This is a genomic window from Methylobacterium sp. Leaf469 (assembly GCF_001424745.1).
Taxonomy (GTDB): domain Bacteria; phylum Pseudomonadota; class Alphaproteobacteria; order Rhizobiales; family Beijerinckiaceae; genus Methylobacterium.
Genome location: NZ_LMRE01000034.1, coordinates 203,171 through 227,378 on the forward strand (window position 1 = coordinate 203,171; position 24,208 = coordinate 227,378).

At 66.9% G+C, this 24,208-nt stretch carries 30 protein-coding genes and 4 pseudogenes; 11 read left to right on the plus strand and 23 right to left on the minus strand.

Going from position 1 to position 24,208, the window contains the following annotated elements:
• Positions 1-377: 377 nt before the first annotated feature.
• Positions 378-1,277, minus strand: coding sequence for a LysR substrate-binding domain-containing protein (locus ASG60_RS14970; RefSeq protein WP_056360513.1), 900 nt, complete (start codon positions 1,275-1,277; stop codon positions 378-380).
• A gap of 127 nt (positions 1,278-1,404) precedes the next feature.
• Here ASG60_RS14970 and ASG60_RS14975 point away from each other — a divergent pair, with 127 nt between their 5' ends.
• The 3 genes from ASG60_RS14975 (at position 1,405) to ASG60_RS14985 (ending at position 3,965) form a co-directional block, all read left to right on the plus strand.
• A complete protein-coding gene (locus tag ASG60_RS14975; RefSeq protein WP_056386422.1) occupies positions 1,405-2,640 on the plus strand; it encodes an MFS transporter in 1,236 nt (411 codons plus the stop codon).
• A complete protein-coding gene (locus ASG60_RS14980; protein WP_200947678.1) occupies positions 2,637-3,455 on the plus strand; it encodes an SDR family oxidoreductase in 819 nt (272 codons plus the stop codon). The genes ASG60_RS14975 and ASG60_RS14980 overlap by 4 nt, the downstream gene beginning before the upstream one ends.
• A gap of 186 nt (positions 3,456-3,641) precedes the next feature.
• A complete protein-coding gene (locus ASG60_RS14985; RefSeq protein WP_056267980.1) occupies positions 3,642-3,965 on the plus strand; it encodes a YnfA family protein in 324 nt (107 codons plus the stop codon).
• A 59-nt stretch (positions 3,966-4,024) separates the two neighbouring features.
• Here ASG60_RS14985 and ASG60_RS23550 read toward each other — a convergent pair whose 3' ends face one another.
• The 5 genes and pseudogenes from ASG60_RS23550 to ASG60_RS15005 all read right to left on the minus strand — a co-directional run bounded on the left by ASG60_RS23550 (position 4,025) and on the right by ASG60_RS15005 (position 7,037).
• On the minus strand, positions 4,025-4,285 hold the full coding sequence (locus ASG60_RS23550; protein WP_244476704.1) for a hypothetical protein: 261 nt from the start codon (positions 4,283-4,285) through the stop codon (positions 4,025-4,027).
• 144 nt (positions 4,286-4,429) lie between these two features.
• Positions 4,430-4,558 (minus strand): hypothetical protein, encoded by a 129-nt coding sequence (locus tag ASG60_RS23780; protein WP_277996240.1) that lies wholly within the window; start codon positions 4,556-4,558, stop codon positions 4,430-4,432.
• 503 nt (positions 4,559-5,061) lie between these two features.
• Positions 5,062-5,208, minus strand: a pseudogene (locus ASG60_RS23560) (IS5/IS1182 family transposase); the annotation flags it as partial.
• A 53-nt stretch (positions 5,209-5,261) separates the two neighbouring features.
• Entirely contained in the window at positions 5,262-6,254 is a 993-nt protein-coding gene (locus ASG60_RS15000; protein ID WP_056305511.1) for a zinc-dependent alcohol dehydrogenase family protein, read from the minus strand.
• Positions 6,255-6,290: 36 nt separating this feature from the next.
• Positions 6,291-7,037: an NAD(P)-binding domain-containing protein gene (locus tag ASG60_RS15005; RefSeq protein WP_056267973.1), complete on the minus strand. Its 747-nt coding sequence runs from the start codon at positions 7,035-7,037 to the stop codon at positions 6,291-6,293.
• Between the two features lie 105 nt (positions 7,038-7,142).
• Here ASG60_RS15005 and ASG60_RS15010 point away from each other — a divergent pair, with 105 nt between their 5' ends.
• Positions 7,143-7,529, plus strand: a complete 387-nt coding sequence (locus ASG60_RS15010; RefSeq protein ID WP_056176495.1) for a helix-turn-helix domain-containing protein — start codon at positions 7,143-7,145, stop codon at positions 7,527-7,529.
• A 128-nt stretch (positions 7,530-7,657) separates the two neighbouring features.
• Here ASG60_RS15010 and ASG60_RS22155 read toward each other — a convergent pair.
• Positions 7,658-8,435: pseudogene (locus ASG60_RS22155) on the minus strand (IS5 family transposase).
• A gap of 215 nt (positions 8,436-8,650) precedes the next feature.
• On the opposite strand from ASG60_RS22155, the gene ASG60_RS22890 reads away from it, so the two are divergent.
• The 3 genes from ASG60_RS22890 (at position 8,651) to ASG60_RS22900 (ending at position 10,395) form a co-directional block, all read left to right on the plus strand.
• Positions 8,651-9,313, plus strand: a complete 663-nt coding sequence (locus ASG60_RS22890) for a hypothetical protein (protein ID WP_156398918.1) — start codon at positions 8,651-8,653, stop codon at positions 9,311-9,313.
• A gap of 169 nt (positions 9,314-9,482) precedes the next feature.
• Positions 9,483-9,968: a hypothetical protein gene (locus ASG60_RS22895; protein ID WP_156398919.1), complete on the plus strand. Its 486-nt coding sequence runs from the start codon at positions 9,483-9,485 to the stop codon at positions 9,966-9,968.
• Entirely contained in the window at positions 9,961-10,395 is a 435-nt protein-coding gene (locus ASG60_RS22900; RefSeq protein WP_156398920.1) for a tetratricopeptide repeat protein, read from the plus strand. Before ASG60_RS22895 ends, ASG60_RS22900 begins: the two co-directional genes overlap by 8 nt.
• Before the next feature lie 164 nt (positions 10,396-10,559).
• On the opposite strand, the pseudogene ASG60_RS23565 reads toward ASG60_RS22900, so the two are convergent.
• From ASG60_RS23565 to ASG60_RS15035, 4 genes and pseudogenes are all read right to left on the minus strand, one after another.
• Positions 10,560-11,231 (minus strand): annotated as a pseudogene (locus ASG60_RS23565) (IS3 family transposase); the annotation flags it as partial.
• Position 11,232: 1 nt separating this feature from the next.
• Positions 11,233-11,841, minus strand: a pseudogene (locus ASG60_RS23570) (IS3 family transposase); the annotation flags it as partial.
• A gap of 243 nt (positions 11,842-12,084) precedes the next feature.
• Positions 12,085-13,158, minus strand: a complete 1,074-nt coding sequence (locus tag ASG60_RS15030) for a calcium-binding protein (RefSeq protein WP_056266444.1) — start codon at positions 13,156-13,158, stop codon at positions 12,085-12,087.
• Between the two features lie 482 nt (positions 13,159-13,640).
• Positions 13,641-14,567, minus strand: coding sequence for a class I SAM-dependent methyltransferase (locus tag ASG60_RS15035; protein ID WP_162244802.1), 927 nt, complete (start codon positions 14,565-14,567; stop codon positions 13,641-13,643).
• Between the two features lie 60 nt (positions 14,568-14,627).
• Here ASG60_RS15035 and ASG60_RS15040 point away from each other — a divergent pair, with 60 nt between their 5' ends.
• Entirely contained in the window at positions 14,628-14,900 is a 273-nt protein-coding gene (locus ASG60_RS15040) for a hypothetical protein (RefSeq protein ID WP_056386433.1), read from the plus strand.
• Positions 14,901-14,974: 74 nt separating this feature from the next.
• On the opposite strand, the gene ASG60_RS15045 is transcribed toward ASG60_RS15040, so the two are convergent.
• The 4 genes from ASG60_RS15045 to ASG60_RS15060 all read right to left on the minus strand — a co-directional run bounded on the left by ASG60_RS15045 (position 14,975) and on the right by ASG60_RS15060 (position 18,031).
• The gene (locus ASG60_RS15045) at positions 14,975-15,331 is read right to left on the minus strand and encodes a hypothetical protein (protein WP_056360546.1); all 357 of its coding nucleotides are present in this window, start codon (positions 15,329-15,331) and stop codon (positions 14,975-14,977) included.
• A 183-nt stretch (positions 15,332-15,514) separates the two neighbouring features.
• The gene (locus ASG60_RS15050) at positions 15,515-15,757 is read right to left on the minus strand and encodes a hypothetical protein (RefSeq protein WP_056176480.1); all 243 of its coding nucleotides are present in this window, start codon (positions 15,755-15,757) and stop codon (positions 15,515-15,517) included.
• Between the two features lie 145 nt (positions 15,758-15,902).
• Positions 15,903-16,634 (minus strand): GDSL-type esterase/lipase family protein, encoded by a 732-nt coding sequence (locus tag ASG60_RS15055; RefSeq protein WP_156398922.1) that lies wholly within the window; start codon positions 16,632-16,634, stop codon positions 15,903-15,905.
• On the minus strand, positions 16,631-18,031 hold the full coding sequence (locus ASG60_RS15060; RefSeq protein WP_056386440.1) for an MFS transporter: 1,401 nt from the start codon (positions 18,029-18,031) through the stop codon (positions 16,631-16,633). Before ASG60_RS15060 ends, ASG60_RS15055 begins: the two co-directional genes overlap by 4 nt.
• A 234-nt stretch (positions 18,032-18,265) precedes the next feature.
• Between ASG60_RS15060 and ASG60_RS15065 the strand changes: the two genes are divergently transcribed.
• Together ASG60_RS15065 and ASG60_RS15070 are read left to right on the plus strand one after the other, a co-directional pair.
• Positions 18,266-18,988: a DUF3750 domain-containing protein gene (locus ASG60_RS15065; RefSeq protein WP_056267048.1), complete on the plus strand. Its 723-nt coding sequence runs from the start codon at positions 18,266-18,268 to the stop codon at positions 18,986-18,988.
• A gap of 248 nt (positions 18,989-19,236) precedes the next feature.
• Positions 19,237-19,488 (plus strand): hypothetical protein, encoded by a 252-nt coding sequence (locus ASG60_RS15070; RefSeq protein WP_056386443.1) that lies wholly within the window; start codon positions 19,237-19,239, stop codon positions 19,486-19,488.
• Positions 19,489-19,549: 61 nt separating this feature from the next.
• On the opposite strand, the gene ASG60_RS15075 is transcribed toward ASG60_RS15070, so the two are convergent.
• A complete protein-coding gene (locus ASG60_RS15075; protein WP_056386445.1) occupies positions 19,550-19,762 on the minus strand; it encodes a DUF4287 domain-containing protein in 213 nt (70 codons plus the stop codon).
• Between the two features lie 170 nt (positions 19,763-19,932).
• Positions 19,933-20,295, minus strand: a complete 363-nt coding sequence (locus ASG60_RS15080) for a hypothetical protein (RefSeq protein ID WP_056386446.1) — start codon at positions 20,293-20,295, stop codon at positions 19,933-19,935.
• A 243-nt stretch (positions 20,296-20,538) separates the two neighbouring features.
• Between ASG60_RS15080 and wrbA the strand changes: the two genes are divergently transcribed.
• Positions 20,539-21,186: an NAD(P)H:quinone oxidoreductase gene (wrbA, locus tag ASG60_RS15085; protein WP_056386448.1), complete on the plus strand. Its 648-nt coding sequence runs from the start codon at positions 20,539-20,541 to the stop codon at positions 21,184-21,186.
• Positions 21,187-21,201: 15 nt separating this feature from the next.
• Here wrbA and ASG60_RS22905 read toward each other — a convergent pair whose 3' ends face one another.
• From ASG60_RS22905 to ASG60_RS15105, 6 genes are all read right to left on the minus strand, one after another.
• Positions 21,202-21,354, minus strand: a complete 153-nt coding sequence (locus ASG60_RS22905) for a hypothetical protein (protein ID WP_156398923.1) — start codon at positions 21,352-21,354, stop codon at positions 21,202-21,204.
• A 185-nt stretch (positions 21,355-21,539) separates the two neighbouring features.
• The gene (locus ASG60_RS15090; protein WP_056360559.1) at positions 21,540-21,773 is read right to left on the minus strand and encodes a hypothetical protein; all 234 of its coding nucleotides are present in this window, start codon (positions 21,771-21,773) and stop codon (positions 21,540-21,542) included.
• 71 nt (positions 21,774-21,844) lie between these two features.
• Positions 21,845-22,060, minus strand: a complete 216-nt coding sequence (locus tag ASG60_RS15095) for a hypothetical protein (protein ID WP_056386450.1) — start codon at positions 22,058-22,060, stop codon at positions 21,845-21,847.
• A gap of 229 nt (positions 22,061-22,289) precedes the next feature.
• The gene (locus ASG60_RS15100) at positions 22,290-22,598 is read right to left on the minus strand and encodes a hypothetical protein (RefSeq protein WP_056386451.1); all 309 of its coding nucleotides are present in this window, start codon (positions 22,596-22,598) and stop codon (positions 22,290-22,292) included.
• Between the two features lie 112 nt (positions 22,599-22,710).
• Entirely contained in the window at positions 22,711-22,887 is a 177-nt protein-coding gene (locus tag ASG60_RS23185) for an Rmf/CrpP family protein (protein ID WP_200947679.1), read from the minus strand.
• A 257-nt stretch (positions 22,888-23,144) separates the two neighbouring features.
• Entirely contained in the window at positions 23,145-24,119 is a 975-nt protein-coding gene (locus ASG60_RS15105) for a LysR family transcriptional regulator (protein ID WP_244473892.1), read from the minus strand.
• Positions 24,120-24,208 lie beyond the last annotated feature (89 nt).

Below are 24,208 nucleotides of genomic sequence, written 5' to 3' on the forward strand. Positions count from 1 at the left end.
ATAAAGATGTCTTTATGCGAGGCATTCCAAGGTGGCGGTGTCGGGGCCGCGCGTGGTCGGCGCGCCGCATCCCCTTCCGCCCGGGCTGCGCCCGCCGATCCGGCGCGGGCCAGCACCGCTCCACCCGGCGATCGGTCTGTGCCGTCTTTCAGGGACGCCGACGCCAGCTTCGGGACGGGCCTGTCCGTCCGCTCCACGACCAATTCGGGCGGATTCTTGTCGGTCCGCTCTCGAGAGGCTGTGTCGCAGGAACGGGCGTTCGCTCAGGGAACGCGAGGGGGCTACTTCACGCACCGATCGGTTAGTGTGCCGAACGCAGATGCCCTTTTTGCAAGGAGATGAAGCCGTCTCCGGCTCGGCCCGATGGTTGTCCGATCTCATTGCGCGCCCGTGGCGACGAGCCAGTCCACGAATGCCGTGAGGGTCGACGTCTTGTCCGCGTCGTTCGGGACGAGGGCCACGTAGCCGGGGCGCGGGACGACGATCTCCGGGAACGGGGCGACGAGCCGTCCGGTCGCCAGGTCGCCGGACAGGACGGGCAGGGGCCCGAGGCCGTAGCCGAGCCCGTCCGCCGTCGCCTGCAGGGCGACGAAATAATGGTCGAACGTCCGGCGGCTGCCCGTATCGGGGGAGAGGCCGGCGGCGGCGAGCCAGTCGCTCCAGTCACCCGGACGCGTCTCGCTCGTCAGCAGCGTGGCGCCTTCGAGGTCGTGCGGTGTGCGCAGGGGGCGGGCCGCGAGCAGGGTGGGGCTCGCCACCAGGGTGTTGGCCTCCCGCAGGAAGGGGACCGCACGGTAGGCGCCCCAGGGATGGTGCGCTCCCGTTCCGAGGCGCGGCTCGCGCCGGACCGCGAGGTCGAAGCCGCCGCGCAGGGCGTTGTGCAGGGTCGTGGTCGTCGTGACGACCACCTCCGCCTCCGGCCGCGCCGCGTGGAAGCCGTCCAGGCGCGGGATCAGCCAACGCATGGCGAAGGTCGTGGGCGTGTTCACCCGCAGGGTCCGCGGCGCGAGGGGCCGGCCGCAGATCTCGGCCGCCGCGTCGAGCCTGTCGAAGGTGAGGCTGACCGCTTCCGCGAAGGCCCGGGCCGCGGGCGTCGGGACGCTTCTGCGCCCGACCCGCACGAACAGACGCTGGCCGAACCATGCCTCGAGCACGGCGACCTGACGGCTGACGGCCCCGTGGGTCAGCCCGAGTTCGGCCGCCGCGGCGGCGTGGCTGCCGGCCCGGGCGGCGACCTCGAAGACGCGCAGCGCATGGAGGGGTGGAAGACGGCGCATCGGACCTCCGGGCTCGCATCCGTGAGCTTAGCGCACGGGTCGCGTGAGTCGAACGGTCCTCATCGCCGGATCCTCACGGGTGTAGCCGTTACGTCGGCGGCGGCGGGCGGCCGTGGAAGGATGAGCGATGACGACCACGGCGGAACCGGACGGGCGGGCCACGGGCGCGACGGATGGGGCGGGCGACACCCGCGCGCCCCGGCGGACGCGCACCCTCGCGACGATCGGCGTCAACCACGCCCTGCACGACGGCTACACGGACCTGATCTACGTGCTGCTGCCGGTCTGGCAGGTGGAGTTCGGCCTCGGCTACGTCGACCTTGCGCTGGTGCGCTCGCTCTATGTCGGCGCGCTGGCCGGCCTGCAGATGCCCGCCACGGCCCTGGCTCGGACGCTCGGGGCGCGCGCGGTTCTGGTTCTTGGCACGTTGCTGGGTGCGGGCGGCTACGCGCTGGCCGGCGCCTCGGGCGGTGTCACCGGCCTTTGCGTCGCCCTGGCGCTCTCCGGCGCGGGCAGCAGCACCCAGCATCCCCTCGCCTCGGCGGTGATCGCCCGGACCTATGGGACGGGGGCGAGGGGGCCACTCGGCACCTACAACTTCGCCGGCGATCTCGGAAAGGCGGCGCTGCCCGCACTCGCCGGGCTTCTCCTCACCCACCTCGACTGGCGCCTCGTGCTCTGGCTCGCCGCCGGCCTCGGGGTCGTCGTCGCATTCGGGGTCGCCACCCTGCTGCCCCGCGAGCCCGTCCCGCGCGGGGAAGCGCCGGCGCGCCCGCACGCGGCCGTGCCCGGCACCGGCTCGACGGACCGGACCGGCTTCGGGCTCCTCGTCGCCGTCGGCATGCTCGACAATGCCGCCCGCCCGGCTTTTCTCCTCTACCTGCCGTTCCTGCTGCAGGAGAAGGGGGCGGTCCTGGCGACGGTGGGCGTCGCGTTTGGCCTCGCGGCCGTCGGCGGTGCGCTGGGCAAGGCGATCTTCGGCCGGCTCGGGGAGCGCTTCGGGGTGACGCGCTGCGTGATCCTCTCCGAGGCGGGCACGGCGGTGGCGATCCTGCTGGTCGTCGCGCTCCCGCTCGCCCCAACCCTCGCGGTGCTGCCCCTCCTCGGCCTGATGCTGAACGGAACGTCCTCCGTGCTCTACGGCACCGTGCCGGAACTCGCGCCGCACGGTCGCGTCGAGCGCGCCTTCGCGGTCTTCTACACCTGGACGCTCGGCGGCAGCGCGGTCGCGACGCCCCTGCTCTACGGCCCGCTGGGCGATGCGGTCGGACCGCGCTGGGCCGCCGTCGCGGCCGCGGTCACGGCCTTCGCCGTCGTCCCGATCATGCTCGTTCTGTCGCCGCACCTCGCGCGGAAACCATGAACTCCGTTCAAAACCCCGATGCCACCGATGGCGACCGCTCGGATGCCTCTGACGCACCTGACGCCGCACGAACTGCACCCGTGATGCCGATCACCGGCGGCCGTGGCATCGGGACCGCGACCGTGCGTCTTGCGGCACGGCGCGGCTACGACGTCGCCTTCAGCTACCTGTCGAACGACGCGGCGGCTGAGGACCTGAGCGCTGCGATCGAGATGGAGCGTCGAGGCGCGATCGCCGTACGAGCCGACAGCGCCGATCCCGCCGAGGTCTCGCGGATGTTCGACCGCGTCGACCGCCGGTTCGGTGGGCTTGATGTCCTCGTCGACAATTCCGCCATGATCGCACGACCATCTCGCTTCGAAGACCTGGACCATGAGCGCCTGCGGCGCGTCTTCTCGGTGAATGCAATCGGCCCGATCCTCTGCGCGCAGCAAGCCGTGAAGCGCATGTCGCATCGCCATGGCGGGCGTGGGGGCGCGGTGGTCAATGTCTCCTCGGCCTCCGCTCGCCTCGGCAGTCCCAGCGAGTCCGTGGACTACGCGTCCTCAAAGGGCGCAGTCGAGACCATGGCGATCGTCTTCGCAAAGGAGGTCGTGCGCGATGGCATTCGGAGGAACTGCGTGCGGCCCGGCCACATCTACACCAAGATGCACGCGAGTGGCGGCGAAGCCGGGCGCGTGGATCGCGTGAAGGACAGCATTCCAATGGGAGGGGGTGGCGAGCCCGAGGAGGTCGCGCGAGCGATCCTCTGGCTGGCCGGCCCAGAGGCCTCGTTCGTCACCGGTACCTTCCTCGACGTGACGGGCGGCAAGTAAGCGCGACCGCTTGTGGAGCGCCGCGATCCATGGCGGACAGGCGGTGTCTCGCTCAGCGTCCGCTCCCGGGCGTCGGGTCAGATAACCCGAACGACTGGGTCGGGTCGGGACCCGTCCGTCCACTCTGCGACCGGTCGGGTGGAAAGCGGACCTACCGCTTACCGGGACGATCTGTGAGAAGGCGGTATGGTCACGTTCTTCGCTTACGCGGGCGCAGCGCTCGCTGAAATCGCCGGGTGCTTCGCCTTCTGGGCTTGGCTGCGCCTCGACAAGTCGGTGTGGTGGATCGCGCCGGGAATGGTCTCGCTCGGGCTGTTCGCCTACTTGCTGACACTGGTCGATAGCGAGGCGGCCGGGCGCACTTACGCCGCCTACGGCGGCGTCTACATCGCAGCCTCGATCTTGTGGCTCTGGCTTGCCGAGGGACATCAGCCCGACCGCTGGGACTTGAGCGGCGGGGCTATCTGCGTCGCAGGCATGGCCGTGATCCTCTTCGGCCCAAGGGGATGAGCGTTCCGTACGCCAGAGTCCGCCGAGGTTGGATCGTCGTCGGCTGGCTTTCGGGACGCTCATGAGCGTGTGCGCTGATCGATCAATCCGAGGCGGGGTACGACCGTCCTGGGAGCAAGGATGGCACCAGGGGCGACAACCGCGTTCGCGCCGATGCGGCACCCATCTCCGACGAGCGCGCCGAACTTCAGCGTGTCCGATTCTATCGTCTTGCCGCTATAGTTGATCCGGAGGCGAGGGTCGGCCAAATCGTTCCGGTAATTCGCGATAATCGAGCCGGCTTCGAGATTGATATCACTGCCGAGAATGCTGTCCCCCAACGAAGTTGAAATGAGCGAGCTTCGACCCTCGGAACATGAGGGTCGTCTTGAGTTCAGCTCCGGGCCCCACGATGCAGTCGCTGTCGATCCAGCATCCGCCCCTGATCAAGCATGCCGCTGCAACAAGGCAATTTGGCCCGACGATCAGGGGCCCTTCATCACGGCACCGGTCTCGACCGTGGTCGTGCGATGAACGGCGATGTCGCCCTCGATCTCGTAATCCGCGTCGAGTGTCGCCAGAATTCCTGTGACCAAACCTGCCGCGTTGGCCACGATATCCCACGCCTCTCCCGTCGCCCGCTCGCCAAGGGGCGAACTACGCCAGGATGCGATATGCGCATCAACAATGTTCATTCGGCACGCACGCGTTTTCCTTACAGCTCCGTGGTCCTTACAGCTCAGAGAGTGCCGTACCGTCTACGGCGTGCCAGCCTCGGTCAATCGTTCGCCACGAGTTCGGATGGCAGGCTCCGGGCGATGCGACGGCATTGTTGAACGTCCGGGTTGGGTCCAAGGCCGTGTCAAATTCCGGAGGTGAGGGCTTTTGCGGTTGGGTGACGTCCCGGTCTGGCGAGCAGGGGGTGTTCATCGCGTCGAACGGGTTCCTACGGTCGGGAAACGGCCGGTTTTGGTTCGAGCTCCCCTGGACGGCTTCCCGGCCTATTCGGCGGACGATCGAAGCCCGCGCTCAGGTGGGGGATCGTCCGCCGAGAGTTTGCGGCTTCCCAGAATGTTGAGACCGCGCGTCAGATTTTAGGCCAGGACCTGAAGCGCCATAGCACGTCTTCATGCTCCCACCGCGTCACCCGCCGCTCCTTGCCCGTCGTGCAGGACGCCTTCTTCGGGCAGGCAGCGCGTGCATTCGTCCAGTACCGATGCAGCGTCAGGCCATTCTCCACCGTGATGCAGCGGTGGGACAGCCGAACGCTGGCGAGGGATGCGATGCCGAACTCCGGGGAACCCGGCATCCGCGCCATCAATCGAGCGTGAGGACGATCTTGCCGATCTGCTCGTTGGATTCGAGGAATTGGGTCGCCTCCCGGATCCGGTCGAACGGGAAGGTCCGCGACACCAGCGGATCGAGCTTGCCGCTTTCCAGTCCCTCCAGGATGAAGGCCTTCGCACGGGCAAGCGCCGCGTCGTCGCCGACGATCTCGGTGTAGAGGTATCCCTTCAGGGTCAGGCTCTTGCCGAGCACGGAGAACTGCGGGAACGGACCCTCGTCCGGGCTCAGGGCGCCGTACTCCAAGAGAATGCCGCCCACGGCCATGACTTCGGCAAACTGCGCGATGGCAGGGCCACCGATCGGATCGAACACTACGCGGGCCCCCTTGCCCCCGGTGATGTCCTTCACGCGCGCCGCCAGGTCGCCCCCGTCCGTGGCGATCACATGGTGCGCGCCGGCATCGAGCAGCGCCTGCGCCTTGGCGTTCGTGCGGGTGGTCGCGATCACCGTCGCCCCGACGCTGCGGGCGATCTGGAACGCCGCGATGCCGACGCTGCTCGACGCCGCCGATACGATGACGACATCGCCGGCGGTGAGTTTCGCCTGATCGATGAGAGCGCCCCAGGCGGTGACGTACTGCATCCAGGACGCGGCGGCCTGCTCGAACGACAGGGCGGCCGGATGCTTCACGACGGAACGCGCGGGAATGTTGATGACCTCGCCGTAGGTGGGCCAACGCGACATATCGAGGGTCGGGATGACGCTGACGGCATCGCCCTCGGCGAACCCGGACACGTCGCGGCCCGTCGCCTTGACCGTACCGGCGGCTTCGTAGCCGAGCTGCGAGGGGAAGTTCGCTTCCTGCAGGTAGGCGCCCTTGCGGAACATCACCTCCGCACGGTTGAGGCCGATTGCGCGAACCGCAATCTGCACCTCATCGGCGGCAGGCCCGGGAACCTCGATGTCCTCGATTCGCAGCACATCTGCGGAACCGTATTCGTGAAAGCGTACAACGCGGGTCATGGGTCGTTTCCTTATCTTGCGTGCACCGGTCAGATGTCAGAGGCAGATCGCACGCGCGACGCGAACGCCGAACTCGGCGTCCGGATTGGTCCGGCCGTCGCCGACGCGCTCCTGGACCACCGCCACCACGAGGTCGCGCCGCTTGGGCAGGCGGGCCCTTTCGGCTGCCGCGAGTGCGCCTGGCATCTCGTCACGCGTCAGATCCGTGCAGTAGCCCGGCGCCCCGGGTTGCTGGCGCCACGACTCCGCCAGGGACCCCGCGTCGAAGGCGTCGAAGCCGGTCTCCTCAACGAGACGCAGGCCGACGCGGCGGTCTTCCTCGCGGTCGGCCGCGACCGGGATGGCGATGCGTCCCGGCGTTCCGGAGGGTGAACCCTTCTCGGCCAGCGAGCCCGAACCGATGGCGTTCCAGGCCTTGACGATGGGCCGTCCGAGTTGCTCGGAGACCCACAGGCTCTCGACCTGGCCCGCCTCTATGGCGTCGATGGCCCCGTCGCGCATCGGGTAGTAGTTCGAGGTGTCGATGACGACGGTCTTGTCGGGTATCGCCCGGATCAGAGGGGTGATCTTCCGGATACCGGTCGGCGGGATGGAGAGGATGACGACGTCGACATCCGCGACGGCATCCTGTGCCGTGACGGCGCGGGCGCCCGACGAAAGTATGTCGGCCCCGATGGTCTCGGGACCGCGTGAGTTGGCCACCTTCACATCGTGCCCGGCCGCGCTGAGCTTCGTGACCAGGGACTTGCCGATATGTCCGATACCGATGATGCCGATCTTCATGCCCTGTTCCCTGAACGCGTCGGTTGCGATGCAGCAGGAACTATGGGTAGGTAGAGAGATCAGCAAGAACCTACCAAAAGGTGGGTAGCCCACCTGGAGGTTAGTATGAATGCGGGGCGCGATTGGTTCTGCGAGGACCCGAAGCAGCAGCTCGTGTGGGCGGCGGCGACCAGCGAGACCCTGCGGGTGCTGGAGGGCAAGTGGAAGATCGTCATCATCGTCCAGCTCTTTGCCGCAAAGGTGCCGCTACGGTTCTCGGAGCTGGAGAAGCGGATCGAGGGCGTGAACCAGAAGATGCTGATCCAGCAGCTCAAGGAGTTGGAGAAGGACGGCATCGTCACCCGGACGGTCTACCCTCAGGTGCCGCCGAAGGTCGAGTATGCTCTCAGCGCAATGGGGGTTGCGCTCGGGCCATCCATCGAGGCGCTGATCGACTGGGCTTTCGCCCGCCGGGAGGCGATGGGCCTCGCGTCCGCAGACGTCGCCGGCTGATGCATTCGGGTTGGAGGCGGAACGTCCGGTTCCGGGCGAAGGGCCAGGGTCCGGCTCCCACCCCCGAGCCGAAGTTGCCCGATGGCAGCTTTCGGGAACACCCATGGCAATCCAGGGTCTGGACTCGATCAGCACCAGAAAGCGATGACGGCAGCGAGTGCGATGGCCGAGGCGTAGTTTCGGGCCAGCTTGTCGTAGCGGGTGGCGATGCGACGGAAGTCCTCGAAGCGGTTGAAGGTCGCTTCAATCCGCCAGCGTTCGCGGTAGCGGCGTTTGTCGTGGCGGATCTTCCGCTTGCGGCCGCGCTTGCCGGGGATGATCGGCGTGATGCCTTTTTCCCGTAGGCTGGCCCGGAGCCAGTCGGCATCGTAGCACTTGTCGGCGGCCAGACGACGGATCCGACCGGGAGCCTCGGCGAGCACGGCTGGGGCGGCGGTGACGTCGCTGGCGTTGCCCGGCGTCAGCAGGAGGACGCCGGGGCGGCCGAGGACATCGGTGAGAACGTGGATCTTTGTCGTCTGGCCCCCGCGTGACGGGCCGATGACTTGCACACGAGCCCCCCTTTACCGCCATGCGCCGAGCGGTGGGCCTTGACGTCGGTGCTGTCGATGGCGGCCGCCTCGCCCGCCCATCCGCTCTTGGCCAGCGCCCTCGACATCGCCCGCCAGAAGCCGCGACGGGACCAGCGATCGAAGCGGTTGTAGACGGTCGTGCGTGGACCATAAGCGTCTGGGCAGTCGCGCCAGCGGCAGCCTGAGGTGAGCACGTGGAGGATGCCGGAACCGAAGGACCGCGCAGCGAGATGACTTGCCGATCATCGTTCCGCTCTGGCCCGGGCTGGTTCGTGGCCATGGACGGCTCCATCACCGCCCACTGCTCGTCGGAAAGCCAGAACAGGTCTGCCATCGCCGCCTCCATGCTGCAAACAGCGTCTCAGAATCACGAAACGAGAGCGCTCGCACCACCTTAGTTCGGTTCACACCCTAATAAACCTTAAGTTAAGACAGCAAATGATTCAACGATCCAACGAATTAACACCACAATTGTAGGGGTAGATCTACGATCTGCTCACGGGCCAGTAAAGTCAACAGCGTTCACTGCCAGCCACGAAAGGCACAAAGATGAACTCAGAATATCTTGAAAAATCTTATGGAAAAAACTTCTATCAAATAATAGATGGAGATACAAATTCTCAAAAATTACCAAAATTATGGCAGAGCTTGGCAAATAACGACAAAAATACCCGGTTAAAAAATCCTAACAGTTTATTTGTCGATATATTCAGACACATGCCCAAAACACAAGCCCATCTCAGAGAGACGACAATCGACGCCTATGTTATTTTTATTGAAAAAATAGGCAATATTCTTGTCGCCGACCGGGCTATGAATGGTAAAATATTTTCATATCGGAGTTTTGAGCCGCATGCGGGCAGCAAATTTGGCGGGAGCGTTGGTGATTTCTATTCTAAACTGAATGGTTTTTCTGACTTTCTTTCGATGGGCGGACTCATGCCACAGTCAGAGATTTTGCCGCTCGGAGAAGACGAATATGAATATTGGACCGCTCCTTCTTCGGAAGTCGCAGAAAAATACAAGAATTCGTCTTATGAGCTTATATTTAACAGTGGCGGCAAAGGAAAGGGGTATGTGAATGTCGATAGTACATTTAATAATAATCCCCTCGCTTTAATACTTTGGCTTGACGACACTGAGCCGTTGGAGGAAATGGAATTTTGGGACACTTACGATAACTGGACTTTTATAGGAATGCAAGCAGATTAAAATTTCTAAATAGTAATTCAGCGAGGTTTAAAATGATTGAGTGGCTATCTCTGCCCCAAATTTTGCTGAGTTTTAGGACTCGTTTGATAACGATGTCTTACGATTATTGAACGGCAAAAATGTTCGAACATAATCTCTTTAATATACCTAGAAACGGATCAAGCACCTCATGTTATCTCCCACCATCGAGGTAAAAGTGCCCATGCCGAGTGATCCCGTATTATCTAAAGATGTCATCGTGAAGCTCGACGAACTTCTTCAGCAATCGGGAGAGGCTGAACGTGGAGGAGATTTAAATCAATCACTTACACAAGGCCAAGTTGCCTGGGATATTCTACCTGAGCCCAAAGCGTCTTGGGATTTTTATCCACAGATTATTGCGCGAGGTATGTTACGCAAATTTACAGCGAAGCGTGATATCGATCAGGTTAAGGCTTGGCTGCAACTCACTTACGAGGCATATGCAGATAGTGAGCACAACAACCATTTTGTGAATATGCTGGAAGGAAGCGTTTGGCGTTCACTTGGCGACGATAATAATGCCTACACTATTTTTGAAAAGATCTATAATCGCGAGGGTCGAAATGGGTTTAGAGGTGAAAATATCAATCACCTTGAATGGTTCTTAAAACAAAGAGCGCAGCGCCGTGGATAGTCTGTTGCCTGACGCAATCTTTAAAGACGTGGAAGATTTGTCCGAGTGCGGCAATACGCACATGCAGGCCGGTCTCTATGATGCTGCTGTGGTCGTTTGGCAACAAGCGCTTCGCCTGCTGCCTCCACCTCAAGCGCAATGGGATGCTGCCTTGTGGCTGCACGCGTCTATTGGAGACGCTTTTCGCGCGAAAGGTGAGATCGCGGCAGCGCTCGACAGTTTTCAGAACGCCGCACGGTGCGCTGATGGCGCAGTCAATCCGTTTGTCTTGTTTAGTATCGGGGCTTGTAATGTAGATTCAGGCCATGAAGATGTTGCTGTCGACCCCTTTTTGCGAGCCTATATGCTGGAAGGCGAGGGGATTTTCGAGGGCCAAGATCCAGAATATATCAAAGTGCTACAGAAAAGAAACCTCATCGACTATTGACACTTTAATTTAGAGGCACACCGATCGGAGCTCATTCCGGACATCTATGAAACGATCGCGGTGAGCAGGTGTCCGGGTGAGCACGTCTTCGGACGTGTGCCCCTCGCCCTCGGCGCCGGTGCCGGTCTGGGGCAAGGCGGACGACGAGGAGTACTGCTCGCGTTCCGCTCGCCCTGCTTGGGTGTGCTGTAACCGAGGGCCGAGTGGATGCGCTGCCGATTGTCGTAGCCTTCGATGGAGGCGAACAGGTCGCGTCGGGCCTCGTCCCGGGTCGCCCATCGGCGCTGGTGGACGAGTTCGACCTTGAGGGTGTGGAAGAAGCTCTCCATCGGGGCGTTGTCGCAACAGCAGCCCGTTCGGCTCATGGAGGGTGTCGCCCGCGTGTCGGCGAGCTGGTTTCGGTAGGCTTCTGCCGCGTATTGGCTGCCGCGATCCGAGTGACAGATGAGGCCGACCCCCGGTCGCTGCCGTTGGGTGGCCATCGTCAAGGCGGCCGATGTCAGCTCGGTCCGCATATGATCGCGCATGGACCAACCAACGCTCTTGCGGGTGGCGAGATCGAGTATGGCGGCCAGGTGGAGCCAGCCCTCGCCGGTGGGCAGATCGGTGATGTCCGCCAGCCAGACCGTGTTGGGCAGGGCAGCCGAGAAGAGCTGCTTGAGGAGGTCGGGTGCGACCGGCAGATCGTGACGGCTGTCGGTCGTGCAGGGCCGGAACCGACGCCCAGCCAGGGCCCGGATGCCTTGGCGGCGCATGAGGCGCTCCACGCGTCCGCGACTGGCTGTTCGGCCCTCCGCGCGCAAGGCCGCGTGCACCCGAGGTGAGCCGTAGCGCCTNAGGCCCGGATGCCTTGGCGGCGCATGAGGCGCTCCACGCGTCCGCGACTGGCTGTTCGGCCCTCCGCGCGCAAGGCCGCGTGCACCCGAGGTGAGCCGTAGCGCCTGAGATGCCCGGCATGGATACGCTGGACGTCGGCCAAGAGCTGACGGTTCGACGCTGACCGGGCACTCTCGGGGCGTAATCGCCAGCCGTAATAGCTGCTCGGGGGGACTTCGAGCACGCGGCACATGAGACGCACCGGCCAGGTGCTCGCATGCTGCTCGATGAAGGCAAACGTCACTTGGGCATCTGCGCGAAGCTGCCGATCGCATTTTTTAGGACGTCGCGCTCCATGCGCGTCCGGTCGAGTTCACGCCGCAGACGGGCGATCTCAGCGGCTTGGTCGGAGGGGGACGCCACCGGGCTCGTAGGCGCGGCTCCCGGTGACCCTGCTATCCGCGGTGGTGGGGAGCCACCCATCAGCGCCGAGCGCCACGGCACCAGCATTGAGGGTTGGATCCAGAGCTCGGCTGCGATCTGCATCTGCGGCCGGCCGCTGCTGTCCAGCAGGGCCACCGCCTCGCGTTTGAACTCGGGGGTGAACTCGCGTCTCGTCTTGGCCCTCAAACACCTTCCCGGCCCGCAAGGAGCGTATCAAAGGTGTCCGTGAAAGCGGGGGAGGATCAGTGCACCGCTCCCGACATCGGCCAACGCGTTGCCGGTGGGACGCCCGGCTCGTCGGGAGCATGGCCCGACATGGATCGAGCGCCGCGATCCGGCCGGATCACGACGCGCGACGGCGGTCCGCATTCGGCAGGATTACGGCGGGACGCGATGCCCCCGCCGACCCTCCGGGTAGCCGCTCAACCCTTAGGCGAAGAAATCGTAGCTGAACCCACTCACCCCGACCAGCAGCAGGCTGCCACCATCCTCGAACACGACCTGGGTTCCGGCCGACGTCGCGATGGCGTTGAAGGCCTGGCCGGCGAAATCGAGCCGGTCGCCTTCCGCAGCGTTGAAATCCAGGATCGTATTGGCGTTGTCGCCCGCAAAGGTCACGAACCGATCCGCGCCCGATCCACCCGTCAGGATGTCGTCGCCCTTGCCGCCGATGAGGATATCGTTGCCTTCGTTGCCGAAGATGCGGTCGGCTCCGCCATTGCCGTAGATCGTGTCGTTGCCGAGACCGCCGAAGATCACGTCGGCGGTGTCTTCGGGATTGACGAAACCGGTGCCGCCGAAGATCAGATCGTCGCCGGCATTGCCGTAGATCGTGTCGCTTCCCTCGCCGCCGACGATCACATCGGCCTCGTCCGTGACGTCGCCGGGGCCGGTCCCGCCGTAGAGGGTGTCGTCCCCGACGCCGCCGAAGATCAGGTCGCGCCCGGCCCCACCGTAGACGGTGTCGTTTCCGCCGTTCGCGAAGATCGAGTCGTTTCCGGCGCCGCCGTCGATGATATCCGCTGCGTCGGTCGGGTCGGCCTGTCCATCGCCGCCGTAGATCACGTCGTTGCCATCCTGGCCCGAAATCAAGTCCGACCCCTGGCCGCCGTAGAGCTGATCGTCTCCCGGTCCGCCCTCGATGGTATCGTCACCGGTTCGGCCGAAGAGTTGATCGTTGCCGGGTCCGCCGTAGATCTTGTCGTTGCCCGATCCACCGTCGAGCGTATCGTCGCCCGGGCCGCCGTTGAGGATGTCGTCGCCCCCGAGACCGAGCAGGGACCCGACCGTCCCCGTGACGACGGACAGCACGTCGGACCCTTCGCCTCCGGTGAGGAGCCCCACATCGGCGACGGCCGACACGACGCCGTTGGGGCCCAGCAGAGCGAGTTTCCCATCGACGTTCAGGAGTTGGCCGACGCCGATCGAGGCGGCGACATCGGCCACGGGGGTTTTCAGCGCTCCGGCGAGGCCAAGCGAGTCGAGCAGTGAAGGGTAAGCCATTGTCTTTCTCCAGCGACGCGAGAACATAACGCGCAGGAGTAGAAATGTTCAACTAGTCTAATCAGGGATCAGCTTTGCTTCGTTAGGAGTTCATTGCCGAATGCATAAAATTCGACTGAATTGAATCATCACTGCCCGAGAACCGCTCCTGTTTGTAGGGATATCGCCCGCGCCGAGACTGGGACGCACGGCCGAGTTCGGCGCTCGGGCGCCCCGGAACATCGCGCTGAGCGCGACTGAACGGGGCCGTTCACTGCTTTCCCCGGCGAGGGGAGGCGCCCAGGGGCGGAGCTTTTCCCCAAGATCACGGCACGGCACAGACCCGGCCGGGTCGGTTTTTCGGATCTGTTGCTGGATTGTTGCTTCGATCCGCGCCGGGATCGTGCCAACTTTGCGGCGAGGTCACCGAGATCCGCGCCCGATCAGTTGTTGGGTCTCGGACCCGAGCCCGTCCGGCCAAAAGCCGGGCGGGCTTTTCGCCGTCAGCCCCCGAAGTAGAGCGTCAGGTCGTGATCGTTCGTGATCCGCGACGACGGCGTGATGTCGATGGTGCCGTACAAGTTATCGATCGCCGGGAGATCGTTGCCGAGCGCCCTGAACGCATCGACGATCGCGAAGTACTGGGTCTTGAGCGTCTTCGAGGCAGGATTCAGGTTCGTGACACAGACCAAGCCCGTCGGAGGACAGTCGACGTAGACGAGGCGAAGGTCGGGCCGGTACGTCTGCAGGATGGGAATGATCTTCCAGACATCCCCGGTCCAATGATAGGGGAAGCGGGTGTTCACCCCGAGCTGGGCGGACACCTTGGCGTTCCGCTCCGCCATTTCCGCATTGAGGGGCAGGCAATCGTGCAGGACGATCAACGTCCGATCCGACGCGATGGCTTCGGCGTTGTAGAAATCCCGCAGCAGGTACTCGAAGGTATGCATGCCGTCGAGGAAAATGAGATCGGGCGGACCGCCGGCCATGGCTGCGTAATCGTACTCGGCAAAGAAGGTGTCGCTCGGCACCTGGACCAGGGTCACGATCGTCTTGCCATGCGAAACATTGAAGGTGATGTCGAACGACGGGTCGACGCCGATGGCCGTTCGGGTGTGGATCTGGGACATGAGGTGTCCCTGACTGACGCCGACTTCGAGATAGCGCTTGCTGTCGCGGGCACGGCTCACATGAGCCATGAACTCCATATAGTGCAGCCCCGGATGGCTCTCGGGCAGATGGCGTGTCGGTTCAGGCGTGCTCATGCGTTCTCCCGTTGCTCGTGATGTGTCCCGCCTCGGTTTACTCGCATCCGCCCTCTCGTCACCCGTTCGGACGGTGGCGGACGTGAACCCGCCACGCGGCCGGGGGCATCCGCCACGTCGCACGCCATGGGCGATGACTGCCACGAGCAAGCGTTCGGCGCGCAAGGTCGGGGATGAACATTTGAACGCTGCATGGCGTTGCTTCATTCCATGATAGGAGCAGCCATGAAGACGTTCATGCTTTCGACCTGTGTCCTGGCGCTGTCGTCCCTCGTCCTGGTGCAGATGGGCACGAGCGCGGACGCACGGTCTCGCCCGAAGAAACGTGGGATCGGGGTGGTCACCGCGCCCAACAGCACCGGCAACCGCCCGACCCGGACCATCTCCCGCGGGGCGACGGCCGCCGATACGATCACGAACAATTCGGCAGCGGGCGGCAACGCCGGCCGGCCCGAGCAGGCGGTGCCGAACAGCAGCGCGGGCGGAAGCAATCGCTGATCCGTCGCGACGGACGCGGCGAACGATCCCCGGTCCCGACATCCGCGCCCGGCGCCGCCTCCGGCCGGCCGCCCCTAGCGGAGCAGGTAGAGCGACACGCCGACCACCGTCGGGATGAGGAGGGCGACCCCGACGAAGGCCGGCATCACCCAGGCGTTCCGGCCGTGCGGCTGCGCCGAGTCGCGCACGCGCGGCGCGGCCGCCTCGGCCTTGCGCGCCAGGGCGACGCGTTCGGCCGAGGGCGGGTTTCCGGCGGCCTCATCGTCGGTGCCGAGCTGCGACAGGCCGGGATCGTAATGGGACACCTTGTCGCCGGTTCGTCCGCTGTCGATGTCGGCCTTCAGCATCGCCGTCGTCGGTTCTCGCGAATCCGGCGGCGTTTCGACGGCGATGTTGCCGGGTGCCGGCGGGTCTTCGGATCGCAGGACCATGGGTCGTCTCCTCACGTCGTCTCGGGATCGTCTGCTCGCGCTGTTGCAGAACCGACCTGTCGCAGGACAACGCGGGACGGCGTCGGCCGTTACGCCGCGGCCTGCGCTTTCCGACGCACCGTCGGGTTGCCCTCGGCACCGCGTCGGCGCGGCTCCGGGGGATGCCGGGCCCCGGTGCGAGCCCTACCGCGCGAGACTCGACGGGGCCTGCCACGCGACGCCCGCATGTTCACGCACGTCGCCATCCTTCGCACCCGTGTCCGCGTCGCTCGTCCAGTCGCTCGGCTCCACCACGTCGACCACCTCGTCGTCCGGGTAGGCGGCGGCCAGGAACAGTCTGGCCTCGCCCTCGGCGGATGCGCGGACGGTCACCAGGGGCCTGTCGCCCTCGGGCGAGCGGATGTTGGCGATGAAGAGCTTCGACATGTCCCATTCCCTCCGGCGGGCGGTGCGGCGCGCCGAAGGGACAACGCGCGCCGATCCCGGAGGGCGGCGGGGCGCGGGAGAATCTTGGCATTCAGGAGAATTCTGGGGCGCGGGAGAGGTGCAGGGCTCGGGCGCCCGGCCGGCCTCACGGCGTCCCGGGGGCGTCCCACTGCCGGCGGATCGCGGCGCCGAGGGCGGCGTAGCCCGGCGGCGCGAGGTGCACCGTGTCGGGTGCGAAGGCCGGGCATGGGTCCTCGTCGCAGCGCAGGGCGAGCTCCGCGCCGTCGACGATCACGGCGTTGCCCCGCTCGGCCAGGAGCGTCGCCCATTCGGCGTTGAGGCGCAGGCGCTCGGCATCGCGAAACGCGGATTTTCGGCCGCGCGGGAGAATGCCGACCACCACGAGCCGGGGCTTGCCCCACACGGCGTCGAGGCGCTCCAGCACCCGGCGGAGCCCCTCCCGGATCGCGCAGACCTTGTCGCCATAGCCGAGGTTGTTGGTTCCGAGCATGAGGAACACCGTGCGGGGTGCGAGCGCCGCGTAGCGGGCGTCCTCCAGGCGCCACAGCACGTTCTGCGTCCGGTCGCTGCCAACGCCGAGGTTCAGCACATCGGCCCCGAAGGTGTCCCGGACCGACGCGTCGGGCCAGAGCTGCGTGAGGCTGTCCCCGAGGAGGACGACCTCCACGCCCCGTCGCTGCGAGGCCGCGGCCGCGATCGTCTCGGCGCGCCGATAGGCCAGGGCGCTCTGCGGCGGCACCGGAAACGTCGTCACGGTCGTGTCGGCGCTGTCGCAGGCCGCCTCGTCGGCCCGCGCCGGCGCGCCGGCGAGGAGGCCGAGGGCCACCAGGGCGCCGGCGCGGAGCCTCCGCCTCACGCGGCACCGCCCACGTCGTCGGGACGAACCGCGAGGCGCAGGAAGCTCACGGCGCTGGCGACACCCGCGAAGGCGCCGCCGAGCCCGAGGGCGAGGGCCGGCCCGTGCGCTTCCGCAAGGGTGAAGCACGCCGCCACCAGGGCCGCCCCCAGGGTCTGGCCGAGGAGGCGGGAGGTGGCGACGATGCCGCTGGCACCGCCCGACCGGGCGGCCGGGGCGCTCGTCATCAGGGCGCGCAGGTTCGGCGCCTGGAAGAAGCCGAAGCCGGCGCCGCAGAGCGCCATCCGCCAACTGATCTCGAACACGGTCGGGTTCGCCGGCAGGGCCGCGAGCAGCCCCATGCCGAGGGCGAGGACGGCGAGTCCGAGGCCACCGAGCAGGCCCGGCGGGTAGCGGTCCGAGAGGCGTCCGGCCACGGGAGCCAGCACTGCGACGAGCACGGGCCAGGGCGTCATCAGGAACCCGGTCTCGACCTGACTGCGTCCGAGGGTGTGCTGGAACAGGAACGGAAGGGAGACGAAGGCGAGGCCCTGGGCCGCGAACGAGCACAAAGCCGTCATCGCCGAGAGGGCGAAGAGCGGACGCCCGAGGAGGTCGGCGGCCAGCATGGGGGCCGGATGCCCTGCCTGCCGGCGCAGGAGCAGGGCGAAGCAGGCGAAGGCACCCGCGACCTCCGCCCCGATGTGCCAGAGCGGCGCCTCGTGGGCGGCCTCGCCGAGCCCGAGGATGAGAAGCGCGAAGGCGGCGGCGTTCAGGAACGCGCCGGGAATGTCGAATCGATTGCCGGAGCGGCCGGTCTCCGGAAGGGCGGTCCAGGCCAGCGCCAGGGCGCCGAGGCCGATGGGCACGTTGATGGCGAACAGCCACGGCCACGGCGCCGTCACGAGGATCAGGGAGGCCACGGTGGGGCCGACGGCGAAGCCGATTCCGACCACGAAGGCGTTGAGCCCGACGCCCCGCCCGAGCTGGTTCGCCGGGTAGATGAAGCGGATGAGGGCGATGTTGACGGCCATCAGGGCGCTCGCGCCGATCCCCTGGAACACCCGCGCGGCGACGAGGGTCGGCAGCGACCAGGCCAGGGCGCAGACGAGGGAGGCCGCGGTGAACAGCACGAAGCCGCCGATGTAGATCCGCTGCTGCCCGATGATCTCGCCGAGCGCCGCGATGGGCAGCAGGGTCGCCACCACGGCGAGCTGATAGGCGTTGACGATCCATACCGAGTCGCCCGCATCGACGCCGAGGCTGGCCGCGATGGTCGGCAGGGCCGTGTTGGCGATGGCGGTGTCGAGGGTGGCGAGGCCGACGCCCGTGAGCACCGCCACCATCGCCCGGCCGCGCTGGCCCGGCGGGAGGCCGTCCCGGACGGGCGGGGCCGGCATCGGGATCGATGGAAGCATGGGGCTGGACTCGCGGCGGCGACGGGATGCTGCATGCGTCCGCCGCCCAGGCTTGGCAAGGTCTTCGACCGGCGCCACGGCCGAGTCTTCGACCAGATCCCCCGAAGGCAGGCGGTGCGAGGACAGGCGGTGCCGGACGGCACGATGACGCCGCACGCCTCTGCCGTAGGTTCCAGGGACATCCTAGATCAGGGATCTCGCGCTTTCCCCCACCATGAGACCTCCGTGCTCCGCATCGCCCTCCTCGTCTTCGCCGTCGTGTTCCTCGCGCCGATCGCGGTCTCGGCCGCCCTCTACTACCTCAGGAACGACATCGCGGACTGGCGCTCGGCCGACCGCTCGAGCGCGGGCCTGCTGCCGCCCGCCGCGCGGAACCCGCAGGCCGTCGTGCGGGTGTTCTCGGCCCGCACCGTGAGCTGGCGCGGCATCGTCGCGAGCCACAGCTGGATCGTCGTGAAGGGGGCGGGCGACCGCGCCTACCAGCGGTTCGACTACACGGCCTGGGGCATGCCGATCTGGATCGACCGCTTCGTGCCGGACGGGCGCTGGTTCGGCAGCGCCCCGGAGGTGATCTTCGCCGCCGACGGGGAGGAAGCGGAGCGGATGCTGCCGCGCATCCGGGCCACCATCGCCACTTACCGCTACGCCAAGGTCGGCGACTACCGGCTGTGGCCCGGGCCGAACTCGAACACCTTCGTGGCGGCGGTGATGAGTTCGGTGCCGGAAATGCGGGCGAGCCTGCCGGCCACCGCCATCGGGAAGGACTTCCCCTATGACGGCCGCTGGTTCGGCACGACGCCCTCGGGCACCGGAATCCGGATCAATCTCGGCGGCTATCTCGGGCTGACGCTCGGCTGGGTCGAAGGGCTGGAGGTCAACATCCTCGGTGCCGTCGCGGGTCTCGATCTGCGCCGTCCCGGCCTGAAGCTGCCCGGACTCGGCCGCGTCGGGGTCTGATACTGTCTTCGGATGATCCATTCGGAGACAGTCTCAAGCAGCCCGCGCGGCGCCTGAGCGAAGCCCAAATCCGCATCGCGAAGCGATCAACCGGATTTGGTCTGACCGGCCGGCACCGGACCGCGTCTCCCGCGGGCAGCCGGTCGACAACCGCGGCGGTCGGCTGGCATGAAGCGCCGTCCCGAAGCGCCGTCTTGAAGCGCCGTCCTGCCGGCCGGCTTCCGCCACCCCGCCCGTCCGAGCCCCCCATGCACGCCACCGACATCGACAGCCTGTGGTTTCACGACAACCCCGAGCGGCAGTTCCGGCTTCGCCGCCAGACGCCCGCCGAGATCCGGCAATGGCCCGTGCCGCCCGATGCGACGCAGACCGCATGGTGCGTCATCCGCCGGGAAGACGGGGCCCTCGAAGCGTTCGGCCTGGCCGAAGGGGACACCTGGGACGACGCGGACGACGAGTTGGCCCCGTTCTTCGCCAAGCTCCGGGGCGACAGGCCCTGAACCCCGGGCGGACGGGCGTGCGAACACCGACTCGTGCCCGCCCCTGCCGGGAGTCCGACCACTAACTCTTTTCGGCCGCCAGAACGTGCGCCACCAGGGCGTTGGCGTGGCCATGGCCCATCCCATGCTCGGTCTTCAGCAGGGCGACGAGGGCCATATGCTTTGCCGGAAGATGCCGGCGCACCAGCGCCTGCCACTCCGCGATGGGACGTCCGTACGTCTTCTCGATGGACGGGAAGTAGGAAGCCGGACCCTTGATCGCCGTGTCGCTCACTGCCGCTCGTGCTCCGGTTCGTCGAGACCGGGCATCAGTTTCGCCGCGGCCTCACGGAATCGCAAGATCGGGCGAGATCGCGAGACCGGCGTTCCGGTCCGGCGGCGGGCCTCTGCGAAAAGGCGGCTCACCGCCGGCGCATCGTCCCGCGCCGGCCCGTGCGAACCCGCTCAGTTGTCGACGGTCAGCGAGGCCTTCGAGACCGGCATCGCCGCCGGCGCCGCATCGGCGACTTGTGCGGCAGCGGCGCGCTGCCCGGCGGTGGTGTGGGCCGGTGCGGCCCCGAACCGGTCTTTGGCGATCTGCCCCAGAACCATCACGAACAAGAGGGCCATCAGCGCGTTCGCGGCGATTCGGGCCGGACGCGCGGCGTTGCGCACGGAGAGCAGCAGGGCATCCGTCGCGTCGGAGGCCGGGCCGGGCAACGGGCCGGGACGGTCGGAAATCGGGAGCAGCCACGGCTCGCTCGGCAGCGCGGAGGCGCCTCCCATCTCGTGGGCGCCGGGCAGGTTTTGGAACAGTCCGGTCGACATTCCATCCTCCTGTGGAGTTGCGGGGCAGGCCAGTCTGGCGGGCCGTTCGTTCATGATCCGTTAATCAGGAACACTGTGTTCATTTTGCGTTCAGGAAGGCGGGACGGCAAGGGCCTGTCGCGCGGGACCTGCCACGCGGGGCCTGCCGTACGGGGCCTGCGTCGAGGCGGCGCGACCCTTTGGCAGGGGCGGGTTCCGTCGGGGTTCGGAGCGCTACTTGAGGCGTTCATCCAGGATCATGCCGTGCCCCAACCCAAAGCCGACCCGACGCGCCTGCTGATCGTGTTCTACTCGCGATCCGGCTCCGTCGAAACACTGGCGGTCGCCGCTGCGGAGACCGCCCGGGCATCCGGCGCCACCGTGCGGCTCCGTCGGGCCCGCGAGATCGTCGACCATGCCACGATGGAAAAGGTCGACGGCTGGGCCGAGAGCGCGACGCGGCAGAACGCGCTCTACGAAGCGCCGACGCACGAAGACGCGGAATGGGCCGACGCCATCCTGTTCGGCACGCCGTGCTATTTCGGCGCCATGGCGACGGAGCTGAAGGCGTTCTTCGATCGGCTCGGACCTCAGTGGAAGCGCGGAGCCCTGGCGGGAAAGGTCGGCGGCGCCTTCGCGACGGCGTCCTGGCCGCATGGCGGGTCCGAGGTGGTCACGCTCTCGCTCTACGCGCCGATGGCCCATCTCGGCATGGTCATCCTGCCCACGGGCTACACCGACGCGGCGATGCTGGAAGCGGGCTCGCCCTACGGCGCCTCGTCCATCGTCGGCGCCGAGAACCGTGATCCGCGCCCGGAGGACCTTGACGCCATCCGGCACCAGAGCCGACGCACGGTGGCGATCGCCCGGGCGCTCGTGGCCGCCGGCGAGATGCCGAGCCGTCGCGACTGACGGGCCGAAGCCGATTCAGATGAAGTGCCGAAACACGACCTGTGCCGAGGCCTCGCCCGCCGGCTCGCGCGTCTCGGCGGGGCCGCTCCGGCCGGCGCCGGAGAGACCCGTTGGCGCGACGAGGGCGAGGAGCGTCATCAGCCAGCGGACGGGACGGGCGACGGGCATGGGAGCCTCACGGGCTGGATCGGGATCGGAGCGTCGCCTTCGATAGGGCTTGCGCATGGCAGGGATGTTTCCTGCAGCGATACGTCCTGCGCCGATGTTTCATGCCCCCGATCCGTTCGTTTCGCGGTGCCCGAACGCACCCGATGCGGCGCGTCCTCGCCCCTCGGGCCGGCGCCGGGGCCTCCTCAGCGCTTGGCGACTTTGGTCGCTTTGGTCGCCTTGGCGGCAGGCTTCGGAGCGGCGGCGTCCTCGGCATCGCGGGCCAGCCGCTCGGCTTTCAGGCGCACGATCTGGTCGTCGCGGGCCGTCTCCCGCGCCTTCACCTCTTCCCAGACCTGTCCGGCCGTGTCGGCCCGCTCCGCGGCCCGTGCGGCCCTGGTCTCGGCGCGATCCTGGCTGCCGCTCTTGTCCTGTGTCATTGGCGATCCTCCAAATGGTGCGCCCCTCGGGGTCCGTGTCGCGTTCGCGGAACCTGGGGGTCCCGCGAGGGTCACGGACGGGGGGCGGGGGTCGGGGTCTGCGGCGTGGGTGCGGGCACCGGCTGCTGCGGGTTCGTCGGTGCGGCCTGATCGTCCGACAGGGTCTGGTTCGCTTTGGTCTGCAGCTGATCGGCCGTCTGCTGGTTGATGAGTCCATACGAGACCGCGGCCGCGAGCGCGACCGCGATGATCGCACCGATGATCGTCTTGGAGAGCTTGCTCTGCATGGTTTCACCTTGTCCGGGCCGTGGTCCGGGCCGTGTCACGGAGGGTGACCTGCGCCGATCGCGGACGGTCGGTTTCGAGGAGGGGGCGAGACGTCGGTCGCGATCCGGATGGAGCGCCGGGACACCAAGCCTCCGGCGCGACGAAGTTCTGACGACACGGGATCCTTACGAGAAAAAGCCCCGCCGCGGCGTGCGCGGCAGGGCCTTCGAAGTCACGGATCGCGCCGTTTCAGTAGCCCCGGCCGTAGTAACCCGGTCCGCCGCGATCGTAGGCGCCAGCAGCTGCCGCGCCCGCCGCGACGCCCGCGATCCCGAGGCCGACGGCCGCTCCGGTCGACAGGCCGCGCCGGTCCCGGCGATCGCCCCGTCGGTCGTAGCCGCGATCCCGATCGTAGCCCCGGTCGATTCCGCGCCCGTAGCCGCGGCCATAACCGCCATCGCGGTCACCGCCGTATCCGTAACCTTGTGCCTGAGCACCGGGCGCGCCAAGAGCTCCGAGAGAGAGCGTAACGGCGGAAATGAGAGCGAGCTTACGCATCGATGTCTCCTTCGCTGTTGCGTTGGGGAGCCAACGTGACGCGATGCGAAGTGTTCCGATTTCCGGGCATGTTCGAATGTTGGGCCGGGAAGCGCCCGGAAGGAGCTGCGCTTCACCCCAGGCGCAGGTCGGGGCCGTCGTCGCGGGGCGTCCCATCGTAGCCTTCCATCCAGGCCGCCCGTTCCTCGCTGTCGCGCGGGTAGGGACAGGCATCCTTCGGACGGCCGTGGATCCGGGCCTGGGCGCCTTCTTCGATGGGATCGGGGCGTGAATGACGGGTCTGGGCCATGGCGACGACTCCGTGTTCGAAACACATCGCTTCAACGGCTCCGCGCGGGGCAGGATCCCGCGGCATAACGGGCCCTCCGGTCGGCGGCGCCCGTCAGGGCCGTTCCCGCTCCCGGTCGCCCGACCGGGCACGGTGTCTGCTGGCCGCCCCACGGTTCTGGAGCTGCGCCCGACCACGTCGGGTCGGGCGCAGCTCCAGGCTCTTGTCTCGCCGCCCTCCTATCCTCCGGACCGGTATCCACTTCGGCAGAAGGCGCTCTAGCGCGGCTTGAACTCCACGGACGACCGCTTCGCGATCTCGGTGCGCACATGCTCACGGAACAGGCGCACGCGTGCGGGCAACTCCCGCCCCGCCAGGCTCACCGCCCGCAAGGCTCCCCCGGTGGTCGCCCACGGTTCGAGCACCCGCACCAGCCGCCCCGCCGCGACGCTCCGTGAGGCGATGAAGCTCGGGAGGTGCCCAATGCCCGCCCCCGCAAGGGTCAAGCGAAGCGCGGTCGCGAAATCGCTCACCCGAATGGCCGGCCGGAGGCCGACCTGCTCCATGCGCCCCCCGCCGTCGTCCAGCAGGATGCCCATCACGCCGGCTCGCTCGCGCGCCAGGATCACGTCGTGGTCCGCCAGGGCCGCCGGGTTCGCGAGGGGCGGCTTCGAAGCGAGGTAGGCGGGCGCCGCATAGAGCCCCAGCCAGACGTCCAGGATCTGGGTGGCCCGGTAGCCGGTTTCCTCCACGTCCCCCAGGCGCAGGGCGAGGTCGATCCGGTTGGCCGCCAGATCCAGGCGCGTGTCGGTGTTCAGCATCTCGACGGTGATCTGCGGGTACGCCATCCGGAAGCTGGCGACGATCTCGGGCATCACCTCGATGCCGAAATCGACGGAGGTGGTGATCCGCAGGTGCCCTGCCGGCACCGTCGATGCGCCACGGGCGGTCTCCGCCGCCTCGTCGAGGAGCGCCAGGCATTCCTGGGCCTTGGCGTAGAAGGCGAGACCTTCCGCCGTCGGTGAGACCGCGCGGGGGTGGCGGGCCATCAGGGTGGCGCCCAGGGCCGCCTCCAGTCGCGAGAGCCGTCGGCTGACGCTGCCCTTGGTCTCCCGGAGGCTCGCCGCCGCCGCCGTGACCGTGCCGAGATCGATGACGGCACAGAACGCCCGCAGATCGTCGAGATTGCCGCCGAAGGTTTCCGATTTCGCAACCATGTAGTGCCGGATAGCAGGCTCTACGGGACCGGCCAACGGGACTATCCGGACCTTCGTCGGGTCGCGGCGCCCTCCCGACCCCCTCGCGCGCGCCGCGACCGCCCACTCACGTTTCGGAGACGATC